General features: G+C 71.5%; 10 protein-coding genes. 4 read left to right on the top strand and 6 right to left on the bottom strand.

Features of this window, described 5'->3' with window-relative positions:
* Positions 1–46: 46 nt before the first annotated feature.
* From murJ to MXD95_RS15915, 3 genes are read right to left on the bottom strand one after another with little or no spacing between them, the layout of a single operon-like run.
* On the bottom strand, positions 47–3,484 hold the full coding sequence (gene murJ / locus MXD95_RS15925) for a murein biosynthesis integral membrane protein MurJ (protein ID WP_250641410.1): 3,438 nt from the start codon (positions 3,482–3,484) through the stop codon (positions 47–49).
* Positions 3,481–6,255 (bottom strand): DUF6049 family protein, encoded by a 2,775-nt coding sequence (locus MXD95_RS15920; protein WP_250641409.1) that lies wholly within the window; start codon positions 6,253–6,255, stop codon positions 3,481–3,483. Before MXD95_RS15920 ends, murJ begins: the two co-directional genes overlap by 4 nt.
* A complete protein-coding gene (locus MXD95_RS15915) occupies positions 6,252–6,722 on the bottom strand; it encodes an NUDIX hydrolase (RefSeq protein WP_250641408.1) in 471 nt (156 codons plus the stop codon). The genes MXD95_RS15920 and MXD95_RS15915 overlap by 4 nt, the downstream gene beginning before the upstream one ends.
* 267 nt (positions 6,723–6,989) lie before the next feature.
* Here MXD95_RS15915 and MXD95_RS15910 point away from each other — a divergent pair, with 267 nt between their 5' ends.
* Positions 6,990–8,567 carry a CCA tRNA nucleotidyltransferase gene (locus MXD95_RS15910; RefSeq protein ID WP_250641407.1) on the top strand — a complete coding sequence of 526 codons (1,578 nt, stop codon included), beginning with the start codon at positions 6,990–6,992 and terminating at the stop codon, positions 8,565–8,567.
* A gap of 61 nt (positions 8,568–8,628) precedes the next feature.
* Here the strand turns inward: MXD95_RS15910 and MXD95_RS15905 are convergent, their stop codons facing one another.
* The 3 genes from MXD95_RS15905 to MXD95_RS15895 all read right to left on the bottom strand — a co-directional run bounded on the left by MXD95_RS15905 (position 8,629) and on the right by MXD95_RS15895 (position 12,303).
* A complete protein-coding gene (locus tag MXD95_RS15905; RefSeq protein ID WP_250641406.1) occupies positions 8,629–10,005 on the bottom strand; it encodes an MFS transporter in 1,377 nt (458 codons plus the stop codon).
* A 205-nt stretch (positions 10,006–10,210) separates the two neighbouring features.
* Positions 10,211–11,284 (bottom strand): inositol-3-phosphate synthase, encoded by a 1,074-nt coding sequence (locus tag MXD95_RS15900; RefSeq protein ID WP_250641405.1) that lies wholly within the window; start codon positions 11,282–11,284, stop codon positions 10,211–10,213.
* 125 nt (positions 11,285–11,409) lie between these two features.
* Positions 11,410–12,303 carry a PadR family transcriptional regulator gene (locus MXD95_RS15895; protein ID WP_480024081.1) on the bottom strand — a complete coding sequence of 298 codons (894 nt, stop codon included), beginning with the start codon at positions 12,301–12,303 and terminating at the stop codon, positions 11,410–11,412.
* Positions 12,304–12,735: 432 nt separating this feature from the next.
* Between MXD95_RS15895 and MXD95_RS15890 the strand changes: the two genes are divergently transcribed.
* The 3 genes from MXD95_RS15890 to MXD95_RS15880 all read left to right on the top strand — a co-directional run bounded on the left by MXD95_RS15890 (position 12,736) and on the right by MXD95_RS15880 (position 17,148).
* Positions 12,736–13,143 (top strand): DUF5318 family protein, encoded by a 408-nt coding sequence (locus tag MXD95_RS15890; RefSeq protein WP_250641404.1) that lies wholly within the window; start codon positions 12,736–12,738, stop codon positions 13,141–13,143.
* Between the two features lie 958 nt (positions 13,144–14,101).
* Positions 14,102–14,284, top strand: coding sequence for a hypothetical protein (locus tag MXD95_RS15885; protein ID WP_250641403.1), 183 nt, complete (start codon positions 14,102–14,104; stop codon positions 14,282–14,284).
* Between the two features lie 74 nt (positions 14,285–14,358).
* Complete coding sequence (locus MXD95_RS15880) at positions 14,359–17,148, top strand: transglycosylase domain-containing protein (protein WP_250641402.1); 2,790 nt, start codon at positions 14,359–14,361, stop codon at positions 17,146–17,148.
* The last annotated feature ends 285 nt before the right edge of the window (positions 17,149–17,433 follow it).

Genomic DNA, 17,433 nt, shown 5'->3' with positions numbered 1-17,433 from the left:
CGCCGGTCCGGCCCGATGGTGCCGGTAACGGGTACGCACCGCTGATTCAGTCGCGACGCCCGCGACCGGGCGGGGGCGGCTGCGACCCGCGCGACGGTCCGGAACCACGGGTCTGACTCCGGGAGGTCCGACCCTGCCCGGTCTGATTCCGGGAGGTCCGACCCTGCCCGGTCTGGCTGCGGGAGGTCCGACCCTGCTCGCCGCGTGCCGCCTGGCCGCGTGCTGGCCGGCCGCGGCCCAGGCGGGAGCGGACGACTTGGAGCAGGGCGTTGACCTCGTGGACGTTCATCCGGACGGCCGCGGCGACGAAGAGCGCTCCGCCGATCGCCGAGGCGATCACCACGGCGACTCCCGAGGTCAGCCAGCCGTTACCGATCACACCGCGGATCGCGCGGGCGACCAGCGACGCGAGCACCGCGCCGAGGCCGGCGGCGATCGCCACCTGGGTGATCACCCGGGCGGTGCGGTTGCCGTCGACGCCACCGAGGCGTCGGCGCAGCAGGGTCGTCGCCGCGGCCAGGCCGACCAGGTAGGCAGCCGCGAAGGCGAGGGCGAGCGCCGGCGCGCGGTGCCGCTCGGGCACCAGCACCGTGAGGATCACGGCGCCGAGCACGTTCACCGCGACCACACTCATGTTGACCAGCGCCGGTGTCCGGCTGTCCTGGTAGGCGTAGAACGCCCGTAGCTGGATCTGGAACAGGGAGAACGGCACGAGGGCCAGGGCGAAGGCACTCAGGGTATCGCCGATGGAGATCGCGTCGTCGTAGCTGACGGCGCCGTGGTGGAACACGGTCACGGCGATCGGCCGTCCCAGGGCCAGCAGGAACAACGCCGCCGGAACGATGGCCGTGGCCGCGACCCGGGTCGCGGTCGAGATGTCGGCCCGGACGAGGTCCTTGCGGTCCTGCGCGGCATGCCCGCTCATCCGCGGCAACAACGCCGTGATCACCGAGACACCGATGATCGCATACGGCAGCTGGAAGATCTGGTAGCCGTAGGTGTAGATCGTGTATGCCGTCGAGGCCGTCGACAGGTTGACGATCACCAGGTAGCCGGCCTGGCTGACGACGACGAACAGCAGCGTCCAGCTGGCCAGCCGGGCCGCCGAGCGCAGCTCGGGATGGCGCAGGTCCAGCCGGGGCCGATAGCGGAAACCGACCTTGCGCAGCGCCGGGAGCAGAGCGAGCGTCATGGCGACGACGCCCAGCGTCGTGCCGCCGGCGAGCACCGTGATCTGGGTGTCGGTGATCTGCTTCGGCCCGTTCACGTTCGGCGGCCGCGGACCCGACACGAAGTAGATGAACGCCACGCAGGTCGCGATGACCAGCACGTTGTTCAGGATCGGCGCGAACATCGGCGCCGCGAACGAACGCCGGACGTTGAGGATCGCCCCGATCGTCGCCCCGATGCCGTAGAACACGATCTGGGGGAGGAACCAGCGCAGCAGATCGGTGGCCAGCGCCTGCTCGGCCGGGTTCGCGTCCAGGTAGGCGTCGGTGATCCATGGTGCCGCCACCATGCCGACCAGGGTCGCCGCCCCGAGCCCGAGAATCATCAGGGTGAGCAGGGACGAGGCGAACTTGTCCCCCCCGTCCGGGTCCTCCTTCGCGGCGCGCACCATGACCGGGACGACGACGCTGGTCAGGATGCCGCCGAGGAGCAGGTCATAGAGGATGTTCGGGGTCGTGTTGGCAACGTTGTACGCGTCGCCGACCGTTCCGGTGCCGATCGCCGCGGCGATCGCGACAGTGCGCAGGAATCCGGACGCCCGGGAAGCGATCGTGCCGATCGCCATGATCCCGCTGGCCTGGCCGAGACTTGGTCCCGCTCTGCCCGCTCTGCCCGCATTGCCTGCATTGCCGGCCCGGCCCGAACCCGCGGGCTTGCCGGACCGCGCGGATGTCCCGGGGATTCGGGAGGTCTGCGGGGCGCCCGGGTCCGCGTCGGCCGGTCGGCCGTGGCGGGTCTTCATGGTGGCCTCGACCGGTGCCGCGCCGCGGGGATCGGAGCGGCCGATCAGCGCCGTCGAGGCCGCGTCCGGATCGCGTCCGGGCCGCTGTCCGCGGCGATCCCGCGGGTCGGCCCGGCCCGGCCGGGACGAGGGGCGTTTTCCCTCCCGTCCCCGATCTCGGGGAGTGGGCATCCGGACGCGTTCTGTGCCAGAGTCGGCGGCGCCGGCCCCCCTGGCGGCGCGTGGACGGGGGCCGGGTGCCGGCCGCCCGGGTTCGCGATGGTCGTCTTGGGTCTCCCGCCAGCCGGTGGACGGCGGGGGGCGCTGGTCGCGGCGTTGCCCTTCGGCTGGAGTCGCCGTCGCACCGCCTGCCCGGTCGGCGGAGTCGTCGTAGCGGTCGTACGAACTGCGCCCCCGCCGGCGCGCCCGATCCGCCCCGGCTGCCCCGGCCGCCCCGGTCCGGTCCGTCTGTCCGGTCCGGCCTCGCTGCTCGGGCTGATCCGCCGGCTCCAACGGCTCGAGGGGATCGGGCAGATCGGGGTGGTCTGGGTGGTCGAGTGGCGCGAGGTGGTCGCGGTATGTGTCGACCGTCGGCGGGATGCGTCGGACGTTGCTGCGGGGCAGGGCCACCGTCGGTCGTGACTCGCCGAGCGAGGGACGTCGTCGCTCGGCGGGCGGGCGGCGCCCGCGTCCACTGCGATCCGCTCGGTCGCCGGACGGTGTCGTGCCGGGAGGTGTGACGCCGGGCAGGGCCGAGCCAGGCGGGGGCGTACTCGGTGGTGCCGCGCCGGGCAGGCGTGCGGTGAGTCCGGCTTCGTACCTCGGGACGGCGGGACCGCCCTCCGACGGGGGCGGCACGTTCGGCGGCGGTGTGCGGGCCGGAGTCGGCAGCCTGCGGGTCGTGTCGAACCAGGCCCCGGAGCCAGCGCGCCCCGCGTCGCCTTCCGGTCGCGGCCACCGATCGGGTGCCGGACCGTCGGGTCCAGAGCCGCCGCGTCCAAGGTCGTCGCGTCCGCGATCGAAGTCGTTCCCGGGGTCGCCGCCGTACCCGGGTCGGCCGCCGTATCCGGGGTCGCCGCCGTACGGCGCATCGCCCGGGTACTCGGGATCGCGGTCATAGGAGGCGCCCGGTCGGTCGTACCGCTCCCGCCGGCCGTACTGGCCCGGTGGGTCGTGGCGGTCCGGTTGGCCGTATCGGTCAGTGGGCAGGTGGGCGGGTGGCCCACTGTTCCAGTGGTCGGCCGGCCCCTCGTCAGGGGAGGGCGCGGCGGACTGCGGCATCGGGCGGCCGGCACCACGGTACGGGCCCGGATCGCCGTACGGGCCCGGATCGCCGTATGGGCCGGGATCGTCGTATGCGCGGGGATCGTCATATGGGTCAGGATCGGCGTATCCGCCCGGATCGCCGTACGCGGTGGGGTCGCCGGACGCACCCGGCGCGACGCGGCCCGAACGGTGCCGCGGCCCCGAGCGGGCACCGCGGCGATCGTCCTGGCGTTCGTCCGGGCGTGCGCTGTCCTCGGCGGCGCTCACGGGCCGCTCCGCCGGTGACGGGGCGGGGGAGGGTCGGACGCGTCGAACGGCGACTCGGCGCGGATCACGTGAGCCGGGCCTCCGTGGTGGACCACCCCGACCTCACGACGAGGCCGGTCCGTCCGGGCTGCCTCGGATGCCCCCTCGACGGGACCATCCAGGGGACGTCCGGCTCCGAACGGCCTGTCTTCGGGACGACCGTCTCGGACCTGCCCGGCTCCGAACGGCCCGTCCCCAGCAACGTGGACGGGTGCCGCATCGTCCACCGCGGCGGTGCTGTACCCATGGCTTGGGTCGTACCCCGCCCGCGCGAGGTATCCATGATCCCGCTCACTTGTGGGAGCCGGATCGTGCCCGTGGGGTGAGGGGTGGCCGGGGTCCGCGTCCGGCGGCCGGTCGTCCGGGCGGCGGCGGGCGCCGGGACGCAGCCGGTGGACGAGGCGCAGCACGACGGCCAGCCCCAGCAGGCTCACGGCGAAGATGGTGATGCCGGTGGCGATCACGCCGTAGACGGTCGAGCGCACGAGCACCCGGACCGGCGGATCCGAGGACAGCCGCTGGCCGGCGAGGTTGAGCCGGTCGATCTCCAGCGGGAACGTACCCGCCCCCTCGGCGTCGACCTCGAACTCGATCTGGGCCTTCTGCCCGGATGGAAGCGTGCGGACCTGTCGGGCGGGTGAGCGCAGCCGTCCCTGGTTGGTCGCGGAGAACTTCAGCACCACGGTCACCTCGTAGCGGGTGTTGTTCTCCAGCGTCAGGGGGACCAGGCCATGCCGGCTGGTCAGGTTGACGCTGCGGGACGCGACGACCCTGATGCCGTTGCGCAGCGCGCTGACGTCGCCGTCCACCTGATTGCTCAGGGACACGCCGTCGCCCATGCCGGCTCCGCGCCACCAGACGGAGGTCGCCGTGACGAGCGCGTTGCTCATCGGGTCGACCTTCTCCCCCTCGCAGGTGCGGGCCGCGCGGGGTGGCGGGCAGAGCACGGGGCCGAGCGCCTGCGCCTCGCTACGCACGCCGCTGACGGCGTCCAGGTAGTCGGCGGGCAGGTCGGTGGACTGTGTGTCGGACTGTGCGTCGGTGGAGTAGACGAGCTGGGCGGACGGGGTGGCGGTCTGGGCGGTGGCGGTGAACGCGGGGTCGTCGAGGGCGCTCGGCGTGGTCGCGGTCCCGCTGACCGCGCCGAGGACCTGCTCCGCCCAGGAGCCCGAAGGGTTCCAGTCCCGGGGCAGCGCCAGGACCTGGGGGCGCACCGTGGGGTTCTCGGAGGTGATCATCGCGAGTTCCGCCTGGAACCGGGCCAGCAGCGCACCGGCGCTCGGATCACCCGACCGGCCAGTATAGGCGGTGGCGAGCGCGCTGAGTGTGCTGTCGGCGCGCAGCGCCCGAATCGTGCCGGCGCTGGTGGAAAGGGTGACAGCCGCGGCTGGTGTGTACTTCAGGCTGCGGGGTGCGGGGAGCACCTGGTCGTTGAGCACCACGGTCCCCGCCTCCAGCTGGCGCAGCACGTCCACGGTCGTGGCGTCGGCGCGGCCGTCCACCGGATAGACAACGTATCCCGACTCGCGGACCGGCTGCTTCAACTGCGCCGCCAACACAACCTGGCCAGTGTTGACGGCGTACTTCACCATGTCCAGTTTCTGGGCGTGGACCAGGCTGGTCAGATCCGCGTCGCCGTACGGCAGAGCGATCACGTTGCCACCGTTCGCGGCGTAGACCACCAGCCTGGACAGGAAGCTGATCGCGTCGGTGCTCCTCGGGGCTGCCACGCCGGCCGTGGTCCCGGGGCTGGCGAAGCTGTACCCTGTCCGACTACTCATGATCATGAGTTCCTGGAGCAGTGTCGGGTCGACTGCGAGGGTGACCGGCGGGCGGGCCGCCGCGTCCAGCAGCCGGGACAGCCTTCCCTGCGGGGCCACCTCGCTGGCGAGCTCGTTGTCCGTGAGCAGTCCGTCCGAGCGCAGCCGAGGGCGATCGGCGATGGGCACGACGACGGCGACCGGAGTGCGGGTTACCGAGACCGGAGAGCGTACGACGAAGGAGTAGGCGGCGGCGGACACCGCCCGGGCCGCGATGGTGCCGCTGATCTGGATCCGCACGGGATACACCGCGACGTTCGTCGCCGCGGTGTTGCCCAGATTCCCGGTGATCTCGAACGGAACCGGGCTCGCGCCGCCGATGGGTAGATCGGTCAGCCGCTGGACGGAGTCCCCGCTGGGCAGCGTCAACTTGCGGTAGACGCGCTGGGACGCGGCACCGGGCTGGTCGGCGAGGACGGCCAGCTGCCCGCGAGACACCACGGGTGCCGTGCCGAGCGAGATGCTCATCCACAGGTCGCTGATCGGCTCGGTGGACGAGGTGGCGAGTGTGCCCGACACCGAGACGGTGGAGGTGCCCGCGGCCGGCTCGGTCACCTGGGTGATCGTGATCGTGATCGGGTTTGCCGGGTCCGAGGAAGAAGACCTTGCCGCTATCGGCTGGGAAGAGACAGAACCACCTGATTGTCCTGTGGATGAAGCTGGGGATGCCCCGGAGATTCCTGTGGATGAATAGCCCGGCGTGGCGCTCTGGCCCGTGCCCGCCGTGCTCGGCGCCGCCGCGGTTTCGGCGCCGCCGGCAGCGCCGAAACCAGGTACCCGGCGCAGTGCCGGTGCCACCGGGAACAGCTGGACAAGCACGGTGATGACGAACAGCGTCACGGCGAGCAGCCCGGCGAAGGACCGTACGCTGGCGAAGGGCTCCGGGCCGGAGTTCGCCGTGCGGACCGTCATGCCGTCGCGGCCAGTACGACCGGGACCTCGTTGAGTAGACGTCGCTCGTCGGCATAGGCCAGCCGGTCGGCGACCTCGATCAGGGGTACCCAGGCGACGGCATCGACCTCGACATCCTCGTCCGAGAGCGTGCCGACCAGGCGCAGCAGGAGGAAGTGGTGCACCGTCTTGTGGATGCGCGTCCCTCCGGCGACGAACCAGAAGTCGATCGTGCCCAGTGGGCCCAGCACCCGGCCGGTCAGCCCCGTCTCCTCGCTTACCTCGCGGACCGCGGCCTGCTCGACCGTCTCACCGGGCTCGATGTGCCCCTTCGGCAGCGACCAGAGCATCCGACCGGACCGGTCGCGCCGGCCGATCAGCGCCGCGTAGGCATCCGTGGAACGCTGGTCGAGGATGAGGCCGCCCGCGGAGGTCTCCTCTACCCTGCGCAGCCGGGCATGGCCGGTGGCGGAGCTCGGAGGCGGCATGCGTTTGATCGTACGAGGCTGCCGCCGTCGAGCCGGGCTGTGTGCCCGGAACGCCCGGCTTCGGGCGCTGGCGAGGCGTGGAACGGCGGCGGAATCCTGGTGGCACAAGTCGTGGAAAAAGAGGCTGCGGACGCGGCGGGAGCAGTGCCGCGGCGGCGCGGGAGGGTGGGCGGGGCTGACGGGCACCCTTCGTCCCCCGGCGCCTCGGTCCGGCACCGTCCATGGCCGGGATCACCGCGGCCGAACCCGTAACCTGTTGGTGTGTCAGTGATCAGTCTGGACAACCCGCGGGACTCGGCCGAACGGGTGGTGAGTGAGCTGCTGAGGGTGCCGGCGGCCGCCGACGAGCTCGGGCGGGTGTTCGCCGACCACGGGTACCGGCTGCATCTGGTCGGCGGCTCAGTGCGTGACGCCCTGCTGGGCCGGCCGAGCATCGGTACAGGTACAGGTTCCGGCTCCGCCGGTGGTGACGGTGACCGGGCGCCGTCAGCCGGGACGCCGATCAGCCAGGCATCGTCGCCGCTGCTGCCGACCCAGGCCCGTCCCCAGACACCGGCGGACCTCGACTTCGCGACCGATGCGCGGCCGGAGCGGGTCCTGGAGATCACCCGGGGATGGGCGGAGGCCACCTGGAACGCCGGGATCGCCTTCGGCACGGTGGGGCTGGCCAGGCGCGGCCTGCGCTTCGAGATCACCACCTACCGCAGCGAAGCCTACGACCGCAGCTCACGTAATCCGGCCGTCACCTATGGTGACAGTCTTGAGGTGGACCTGTCCCGACGGGACTTCACCGTCAACGCGATGGCGGTCTCGGTACCCGAACACGACTTCGTCGACCTGTTCGGCGGGATGGCCGATCTCGCTCGTGGCGTGCTGCGCACCCCAGCGAGCCCCGAGGCGTCCTTCGACGACGACCCGCTGCGCATCCTGCGGGCGGCGCGGTTCGAGGCGTCCCTGGGGCTGACTCCGGTGCCGGAGCTGGTCGAGGCGATGCGCTCGCGGACGCAGCGCCTCGCGATCGTCTCGCCTGAGCGGATCCGCGACGAGCTGCGCAAGCTCATCCTCGCCCCCGACCCGGTGGCCGGCCTCGAGCGGCTCATCGACGTCGGCATCGCCGAGATCGTCCTGCCTGAGGTGGCGGCGATGCGGATGGAGATCGACGAGCACCACCAGCACAAGGACGTCTACGCACACACCATGACCGTGCTGCGCCAGGCGATGGCGCTCGAGGAGCCCGGCCGGCCGGACGAGGTGCTGCGCTGGGCGGCGCTGCTGCACGACATCGGCAAGCCGCGCACCCGCCGGCACATCCCCGGCGGACGGGTGTCGTTCCACCACCACGAGGTCGTCGGACGCGACATGGCACGCCGCCGGCTGGCCGCACTGCGTTTCCCCAAGGACGTCACCGACGCGATCTGCCACCTGGTCTACCTTCACCTTCGGTTCCACGGCTACGGCAGTGGCGACTGGACGGACGCGGCGGTACGCCGTTACGTGCACGATGCCGGCCCCCTGCTCTCCCAGCTGCACAAGCTGGTGCGCTCGGACTGCACAACCCGCAACCGGCGCAAGGCGGCGGTGCTCGCCCGTACCTACGATTCGCTCGAGGAGCGGATCGCGGAGCTCGCCGCGCGCGAGGAGATCGCGGCGATCCGTCCGGAGCTGTCCGGGGACGACATCATGACCCTGCTCGGGCTTTCGCCGTCGCGGCTGGTCGGGCAGGCACGGGCGCACATGCTGGAGTTCCGGTTCGAGCGCGGGCTGGTCGGACGGGAGGCCGCCGAGGCGGAGCTGCTGCGCTGGGCCCGCGAGCACGAGGTGCCGATCCCCGGCTCCGGCGAGTGATCGCGCCCGCGCCCAGAGCCTGAGGGATGGTCACGAACTCGGCGCGGTCGGCGGTCGGCGGTCAGGCTGGTGGCACGGGCGTGGCCGGGCGATCGTCGGTCGGGAACTCGGCCGGTGCGAGGCCCGCGGGAACGGGGGGTGGGGCGCCGATGGCATGGATGACGCGGTCCTCGGGGTGGCGAAGGGCCGCGCGGTAGTAGACCACGCCGGCCAGCGCGTAACCCAGTCCCGCGATGATGACCACGGCCGGCGAATGCCCGCTGTCCGGCAGCAGCACGGCGGCGACCGCCGCCGCGGCCACGAACGCGACGTTGAACAACAGGTCGTAGAGCGAGAACGCCCGGCCGCGGTAGGCGTCGGCGGTCTGCTCCTGGACGATCGTGTCGACGCAGATCTTGCTGGCCTGGGCGGAGAAGCCGATCAGCGCACCGGCGACGATGAGCAGCACGGAGGAGAACGACAGCCCGAGCACGACCTCGACGATCCCACCGAAGAGCAGGGTGAGCGCGAGCCAGCTCGACTTCGGCATCCGCGCTGTGGCCCTCGGGGTGACCACGGCGGCGGTGATGGTGCCGACCCCGCTGGCCGCGACGACCGCGGCGAGCCCGCTGAGCCCGCTGGTGCTGCCAGTGAAGTAGTTGCGGTAGAGCAGCACCGTCATCACCAGGACCAGTCCGTAGGCCGCCCGGGACGCGGTCAGGGCACCGAGCGCGCGGCGGGCCGGGCCGTGGCCGGCGAGGTGACGCGCGCCGTCCGACAGGTCGGCGAGAACCTCGGTGGCCTGCTCCCACGCGCCCTGCCAGGGCACGGTGACCAGTGGGCCGAACGCCGTGCGCGACGAGCGGCTCGCCGTGACGGCGGCCAGCAGGTAGGCGAGGGCGGCGAGGGCTGCCACCAGTGCGACCGCGGGGTCGTCGCCGCCAGCCAGGCCCCGCAGGCCGCTGCCGATTCCGGCGCCGACGAGCGTGGCGACAGTACCGGAGGTGACGGAGAGCGCGTTCGCCCCCACCAGCCGCCTGACGTCGACGACGACGGGAAGCCCCGCGGACAGGGCGGACAGGACGAAACGGTTCACGCTCACCGAGGCCAGCGCCACCGCGTAGAAGTCGACACCCGTGCGGCCCAGGGCGATGAGGACGACGAGGACGCCCATGAGCAGCATCCGGGCGACCGAACAGACCACCAGCACCCGCTGGCGGGAGACCCGATCCAGCACGATGCCGGCGAACGGCCCGACCACGCTGAACGGCAGGACGACGACCGCGAGTGATGCCGCCAGCGCCCCCGCGGACGTCGCCCGCTCGGGGGAGAACAGTACATAGCTGACCAGACTTGCCTGGAAGACTCCGTCGGCGGCCTGGGAGGTGAGCCGGGCCGCGTACAGCATGCGGAACCCACGGCCACCCAGCAGCGCTCGGAGGTTCGCCGATCTTCCCACGCCTGCCAGCCTAGGGCCCTTCGATCGACAGCGTGGCACCGGAGGGGACGACGCGAACCGTGGACGACCCGCGCTCGCGGACGGCCGGCCGTCACCCGTTGGGGCGACGGCCGGCCGTGGCCTGACCGCGCGAACGCCGTCCGTGCTGGTGGAATCCACCCGGGGCCTCGGCCAGGGTGGTGCCCGCAGTGCCGTGCCTGCCCGGTCAGGCCTCGCCGCGGATGAAGGCCTCGACCTTGTCGTGGGCCTCGCTGTCGCGGTACTGCTCCGGCGGCGACTTCATGAAGTACGACGAGGCCGACAGAATCGGGCCGCCGACACCCCGGTCGAGTGCGATCTTGGCGCAGCGCACCGCGTCGATGACCACACCGGCACTGTTGGGGGAGTCCCAGACCTCGAGCTTGTACTCCAGGTTCAGCGGCACGTCGCCGAACGCCCGGCCCTCGAGGCGGACGTAGGCCCACTTGCGGTCGTCGAGCCAGGCAACGTAGTCGGACGGGCCGATGTGAACGTTGTCCTTGCCGAGGTCGTGGGAGACCTGCGAGGTGACGGCCTGGGTCTTGGAGATCTTCTTGGACTCCAGCCGCTCGCGCTCGAGCATGTTCTTGAAGTCCATGTTGCCACCGACGTTGAGCTGCATGGTGCGGTCCAGGACGACGCCGCGGTCCTCGAACAGCTTGGCCAGCACCCGGTGGGTGATGGTCGCGCCGACCTGCGACTTGATGTCGTCACCGACGATCGGCACGCCGGCCGCGCGGAACTTCTCCGCCCACTCGGGCACCCCGGCGATGAACACCGGCAGGCAGTTCACGAAGCCGACGCCGGCCTCGATGGCGCACTGTGCGTAGAACTTCGCGGCGTCCTCGGAGCCGACCGGCAGGTAGCAGACCAGCACGTCGGCGCGGGTCTCACGCAGGGTCGCGATGACGTCGACCGGGGCCTCGTCGGACTCCTCGATCGTCTCGCGGTAGTAGCGGCCCAGGCCGTCCAGGGTGTGGCCGCGGGAGACGGTGATGCCGAGCGGGGGCACATCAGCGATCTTGATGGTGTTGTTCTCGCTGGCGACGATGGCCTCGGACAGGTCGCGGCCGACCTTCTTCGCGTCCACGTCGAACGCGGCGACGAAGCTCAGGTCGGAGACGTGGTAATCGCCCAGCTGGACGTGCATCAGCCCGGGGACCCGCGTCGACGGGTCGGCGCCGCGGTAGTACTCGACCCCCTGGACCAGCGAGGCTGCGCAGTTACCCACGCCGACGATGGCGACACGTACCGAACCCATGACGGTCTGCTCCTTTAGCATGATTTCTGTGGATGTGGGAAAATCTGGGCATGACTGTCCGCCACGGTGTCGCCCGGATCCGGTGGACCGAACCGGCCCCGGTGCCCACCGCGGGGTGATGCGGACTATCCGGCCGGAACCTCGTCGTCCGGGCTGGGGCGGGTCAGATCCGTAGCGGTCAGCTCCGCAACGGACGGTTCGGCACCGATGCCGCCACTGCCAGCCACAGAGGGCGGGTGCGCATCGGCATCGGCTCGCGGGCCGGGGCCGGCCTGCGCGGCGACCTCGGCGTGGGGTGCTGCCCGCCGCCGCCGCCGTGGCGCGGACCCCGCGGCCGGCGGCTGCCGGGTGGACGAGGAGGCGCCCGCCCGGCTGGTGGATCCTGACCGCGGCCTTTCGGCCGGGTCGTCAGCCACCGACGCCGGACCTGTGGACGAAGCTGTGGACAACTCGGTGAATGCTGTGGACAACTGTGGGCCTGCCGTGGCTACCGGGGCTGCGGCCCGCTCCGTCTCGATCAGCTCGTTGAGCCACCGAACCTCGCGCTCCACGGATTCCAGGCCGTGGCGCTGCAGCTCGAGGGTGTAGCTGTCGAAACGTTCGACGGTCCGGCTCAGCGCCGAGCGGACCTTCTCTCGGCGCTCCTCGAGACGACCGCGGCGGCCCTCCAAGATGCGAAGGCGGACGTCGGCGTCCGTCTTCGCGAAGAAGGCGAACCGCACGCCGAACATCTCGTCCTCCCAGGAGGACGGCCCGCCCTCACCGAGCAGCTCGGCGAGCTTCTCCTTGCCCTCACCCGTGAGCGTGTAGACGACCCGGCTGCGCCCGCCCAGCCGGGTCGACGCGACGACGTCGTCGGCGGTCACATACCCGGCGTCGGCGAGGCGGCGCAGGCAGGGGTAGAGCGAGCCGTAGCTGAACCGGTGGAACGCGCCCAGCAGGGCGGCGAGCCGTTTGCGCAGCTCATAGCCGTGCATCGAGCTCTCGGACAGGAGGGCCAGGACCGCCAGTTCGAGCATGCCCCACCTCCTTGGCCTGGTTCGCGCCGTGTTCGCAGCGACCTGGTGTCGCAGCCACATGGTGTTGCAGCCACATGGTGTCGCTCCGACATATCGATGCGATACATCGAGGATAGACGTCTCCGGACGAGAACCGCAACCACAAATGACCAATCGGCGACGTGGAGGTGGCCATGAGGCGAGTAATCCCGGTCACAACACCCCCGGCCCGGCGGCGTGACGCGGCGCCGATGCCGGGGTAGTGGGCCGTCCGACAGCGTGGAAGACGCCCGCCGGTGCGCAGAGTGCCCGGCAGGGCTGGTGGCCGCGGGCGGGCTGGTGGCAGACGGACGGACGACGCCGGCCGCAGTGGCAGCCGGGGAGATGGTCCCCATCGGTGTGGATCTGCTTGGAGCATCTGCCCGCGGGACGCCCCCGGCGTACCGTTGGACCATGCGTCCGCGGTCGGTCATCGACTACGCGCTCGCCCGCCGGGCGACGCTCGCGGACCTCAGTGCGGGCAGGTTGTCGTCGCTCGACGTCTGCGACGCGCATCCCTATCTGCTGCGTGCGGCCAAGTACCACGGCGAGCCGACGACGAAGCGTTGCCCGGTGTGCCGGTCCGGCGAGCCGCTGATCCACGTGACGTACACCTACGGCGACGAACTCGGGGAGAGCTCTGGCCGGGCGCGGGCTACGCGGGATCTGCCCGGGCTCGCCACCAGGTACAGCGAGCTGCGGGTGTACGTGGTCGAGGTGTGCCGCCCATGCGGGTGGAATCACCTCACCCTGTCCTATGTGATCGGCACGGGCGAACCCACGGCGAAGCGCTCGGCTCGTCGGCGCGCGGCCGACACCTGATTCCTGGTTCTGACCCTGGCTGGCTCCCGGCTGGCCCCGGGCCGCCCGCACCGTGGCGTCCGTGCTCTGCGTCTGGCCTCACGGATGGGGGGCCGCGGTAGCCCGAACGGGTTATACCGGACGGGGCGCCCGGCGGGAGAGGGCGGAATCTGACGTGAGATCCTGGTAGGCCATGTGGAGATCACGGCGTGTCCAGGATCGGCGCGAGCTGCGCGTGGTCTTCTGCCGTGGTCTCTTCGGTAGGTGTCCGGCGCGGGTAAGGGTTCCGGTCATCCGGCCGGTTTCCGGGCGCGGGCCGCTCTCGCCGACGTGGCTGCTGTCTGGTCCGCGCGCGCCTGCCGAGCCCGAGCCTGCCGGTGCCTGGGCCAGTGCCGGTGGCCCGCAAGGATGCGGGCCCGTCTCCTGCGGCGCATCGCCTGTCGGACAGACCCGTAGCAACGGATGGAGCGGCTGGTGAGCTCTCCCCACGACCCGAGTGCCTACCGGCCCGACGCGGATCGGCCGCTCCCCGCGGATCAGGCCTATCCCGAGGAGGGAGTGCCTCCCCGCGATCGTCGCATCGGCCGTCCGACCGACCGCGACGGCGGCCGGGCTGGCGGGTCCGGCCGCGCGGCGCGTCCACCGGCGGATCGGGTGGCGTTGGTGCCCCCGGCCGTCCGGGCTGCCGAGGGCGGGGATGCCCGTACCGCGCTCGTGCCGTCCCCGGTCGGCAGGCCCGTGCCTCGTGTGACCCCGACTCCGGCACCGACTCCGGCACCGGCACCGGCTCGTGGCGGCTGGGTGCCCGGCCGTGAGGTGCTGGGAGCCGCAGGTGGCGGTCGTGGCGTAGCGACGCCGGCCGCGGGGCGCGCTCCGGCGGTTCGCCCCGATCCTGTTCGCCCCGATCCTGCCGCGACCAGGGCGGTCTCCCCCGCGCCGGCAGCGCCCCGGGCTGAGCCGTACGCGGACGTCCGCCGCGATGTCCCCGTTCGTGACGTTCCATTCCGTGATGCTCCCGGTCGTGATGTGGCGGGACATCGTGATGTGGCGGGACATGGTGTCATTGGTCGCGATGTCGTTGGTCGCGATGTTGTTGGTCGCGACGCCCTGGGAGCGGGTGTTCCCCATCGCGATGGGTCTGGTCCGGACAGGTCCGGCCTGAACGGACCCGGTGTGAGTGGGCCTGGTCGGGATGGGTCGGGCTCTGATGGGCCGGGTCAGAATGGTCCGTCCGGGGTGCGCCGGGGGATCGCCGACGCCCGTCAGGCCAGCGCCGATCGCGGGACCGGAACCGATCTCATTCCTCGGACTGGTGGGCGGCGCGGCCGACGTGGCGAGGGCACCACCCGGGGCACCGCCGCGAGCGTCGCCGCGGACGCGATGTACGACACCGTCGACCAGGCCGCACTGCGCCGCGTCGATGTGCGGGAACGCACCGCCGATTCGACCGTCTACGGAAAGGTGAGCCAGCCTGGGAATGGCGCCAGCCAGAGCAGCCGAGGGCAGGATGGTCGAGGGCGCGGCGGCCGGGATCAGGCCGAGGACGACGCGACCGCGCTGATGGCCGGCCCAGGCACCCGGCGGATTGCGGGGCGAGGGCGACGGGAGCGGCCCACCCAGCTGACCGAGCGGATGGCCGTGCGGGTTGGCGAGGCCGGCGACAGCGGCGGCGCGCGCGGGGCGACGCCGGCGCGTCTCACCGCCGGCGGCCGGACCGGCACCCGTCGACCGACCCCGGGGCGTGACGGGCGAACGGGGCCGGGGCCGGCGGCGACCTCGCGGATGTCCCGGGCAGCGGTCGGTGCGCCGGTCGGGGGGGACGTCCCCGAGCGCGGCGGCCGGCGCGGCGGCGGTGGTCGTCGTCCGGGCCGACCGGGTGAGGGCACCCGTGGCCCGAAGTGGTGGCGTCGCCGGCCGCGCTGGCTGCGCCGGCTCGTGCTGGCCGGTCTGTTCTCCTCGATCCTGCTGTTCGTCGCCGGCATCGCCGTGATCTACGCGGCCACCCGGGTTCCGCTGCCCGACGAGGTCCGGACTGCCCAGACGTCGATCATTTACTATGGCCCGCCGTCCGGGGCGCACCAGGAGACGGGCGACGAGCTCTCCCGGATCGGTTCGGTGAACCGCGAGGAAGTCCCCCTGTCGAAGGTCTCCAAGGCCATGCAGAACGCGGCGCTCGCGGCCGAGGACAAACGGTTCTACAGCGAGCCCGGAATCTCGCCGAAGGGCATCGCGCGGGCGCTGTATGTCAACCTCACCGGCGGTGACATGCAGGGCGGATCGACCATCACTCAGCAGTATGCGAAGAACGCATACCTGAGCCAGGAACGTACGTTCACCCGCAAGATGCGGGAGATCGTGCTGGCGGTGAAACTGGACCGCAAGTACTCCAAGGAGAAGATCCTTGAGTTCTATCTGAACACGATTTACTTCGGCCGTCAGGCCTACGGGATCGAGGCGGCCGCCAAGGCCTACTTCAACACCACGGCGGCAGACCTCACACCCGGGCAGAGCGCGGTCCTGGCCGGTCTGATCCGGTCGCCGAACTATCTGGACCCGGCGAAGAACCCCGCCCCGGCCGCCACCCGATGGCACGAGGTGGTCGCGACCATGGTCGACGAGGGCTGGGCACCCGCGTCCCTGGTCAGGGAACAGCCACCGGCGGTGCTGCCCAAGGCAGAGGAGAGCGCCGCGGCCAGCTCCGCGCAGGTCGCCTATATCCAGAACGAGGTCAAACACGAACTGACCGCGGCCGGCATCTCCGAGAACCAGATCGACAATGGTGGTCTGCGCATCACCACGACGATCGACAAGGGCCGGCAGATGGCCGCCTACGAGGCGGTCACGAAGGTGATCGGCCCGGCCTACCAGGCGGTGCCGGATCTGAGGACCGGCCTGTCCGCGGTCGAACCCGGGACCGGGCGGATACTTGCCTGGTACGGCGGGACGCTCTATGGCCAGGACTCCCAGGGCCGGAGCCAGTACGTGGACAACGTGTCCGGCGCCGAGGTGCAGTCCGCCTCCACCTTCAAGACGATCACACTGGTCGCGGCGCTCCAGAAGAACATCAACCTGAAATCGACCTTCGCCGCGCCGGCAAAGATCACGCTGCCGGGCAACTACGTGGTGAACAACGACGAAGGTGAGGCCGGCGACCTCGGTTATAAGAACCTCATCGATGCGACGGCTGGCTCGATCAACACCGTGTACGTTCCGCTGGCCCAGAACATCGGCGTGCAGAACGTCATCGACACGGCGCACCTGCTCGGTATTCCGGACAGCACCACGTTCCCGGTCGAGGCGGGTATCACCCTGGGTAAGGACCCGGTCCACGCGATCGACATGACGTCGGTCTACGCGACCCTCGCCAGCAACGGAGTCCGTGCCAAGCCCCATATCGTGGACAAGGTCGTCGACGGCAGCGGGCAGGTGATCTACTCCGGAGACTCACAGGCCAAGCAGGTCATCCCGTCCTCGGTCGCCCGCGACGCCACCTACGCCCTGCAGAGCGTGATCACTGAGCCGGGCGGGACTGGCACCAGGGCAGCGCTTGCCGGTGGCCGCGAGGCCGCCGGCAAGACCGGTACGTCGACGTCGTTCCGGTCCGCCTGGTTCTGCGGCTACACCAAGGAACTGGCATCCTGCGTCGACATGTTCCGCGGGAACGGCACCGACAAGGAACTGCTCACCGGAATCCCCGGCGCGCAGCGGGGAGTGTACGGAGGAACGTATCCCGCTGAGGTCTGGAAGGCGTTCATGGACGCCGCTCTGCAGGGCGTGCCCAAGTCCACGTTCGACCCGCCGGCCTTCGGCGGCATGGTGCAGGACAACGAACCCCCGGCCCCGACCCCGACCATGACCGCGGCACCGGACGCCGACCAGAGCGGGAATCCCCTCTCCGGCCTGGGCGACCTCTTCGGTGGCGGCAACGGAGGGGAGACGAGTGGTGGTCAGCAGGGCGGCCAGAACGGGGGGTCTCGGCCACGCCAGACGGGGATCTTCGTCGACCCTTTCGGGAACAACGGGTGAGCGACGGTCCGACCGCGGCGACGGGCTCGCCGGGCCTGAGGTCGGTTGCCTCGCGTACCCGAGGTCCCGAACCCGCCGCGACCCTCACCGGCTCCTCGGACCCGACCCCCTCCGACTAGGAACCCCGTCCGGCCTGGAGCAGCGCCGCGCGGGGCCACCGTGGCGGTGAGTCCGGCGGTGTCGCGCTGCCCCGTGCCCCGCTGGCAGCGCGAGACGCGAGGTCGCACCGACCGCCCGTGCGGGCGGTGCGTCGCTGGTCCTGGGATGATCCGTTGCGACGGTGGG

This window comes from Frankia sp. AiPa1 (genome assembly GCF_023243075.1).
In the GTDB taxonomy this organism is placed as follows: Bacteria; Actinomycetota; Actinomycetes; order Frankiales; family Frankiaceae; genus Frankia.
The sequence above is the reverse complement of the archived record's forward strand: the minus strand, read 5'-3'. Positions and strand labels throughout refer to the sequence as shown.

Bases quoted from the DNA above. Each gene is read 5' to 3' on its own strand.
- MXD95_RS15920 (WP_250641409.1), bottom strand. From the start codon at position 6,255: ATGACGGTCCGCACGGCGAACTCCGGCCCGGAGCCCTTCGCCAGCGTA.
- MXD95_RS15915 (WP_250641408.1), bottom strand. From the start codon at position 6,722: ATGCCGCCTCCGAGCTCCGCCACCGGCCATGCCCGGCTGCGCAGGGTA.
- MXD95_RS15900 (WP_250641405.1), bottom strand. From the start codon at position 11,284: ATGGGTTCGGTACGTGTCGCCATCGTCGGCGTGGGTAACTGCGCAGCC.
- MXD95_RS15895 (WP_480024081.1), bottom strand. From the start codon at position 12,303: ATGCTCGAACTGGCGGTCCTGGCCCTCCTGTCCGAGAGCTCGATGCAC.
- MXD95_RS15890 (WP_250641404.1), top strand. From the start codon at position 12,736: ATGCGTCCGCGGTCGGTCATCGACTACGCGCTCGCCCGCCGGGCGACG.
- MXD95_RS15885 (WP_250641403.1), top strand. From the start codon at position 14,102: ATGTCCCCGTTCGTGACGTTCCATTCCGTGATGCTCCCGGTCGTGATG.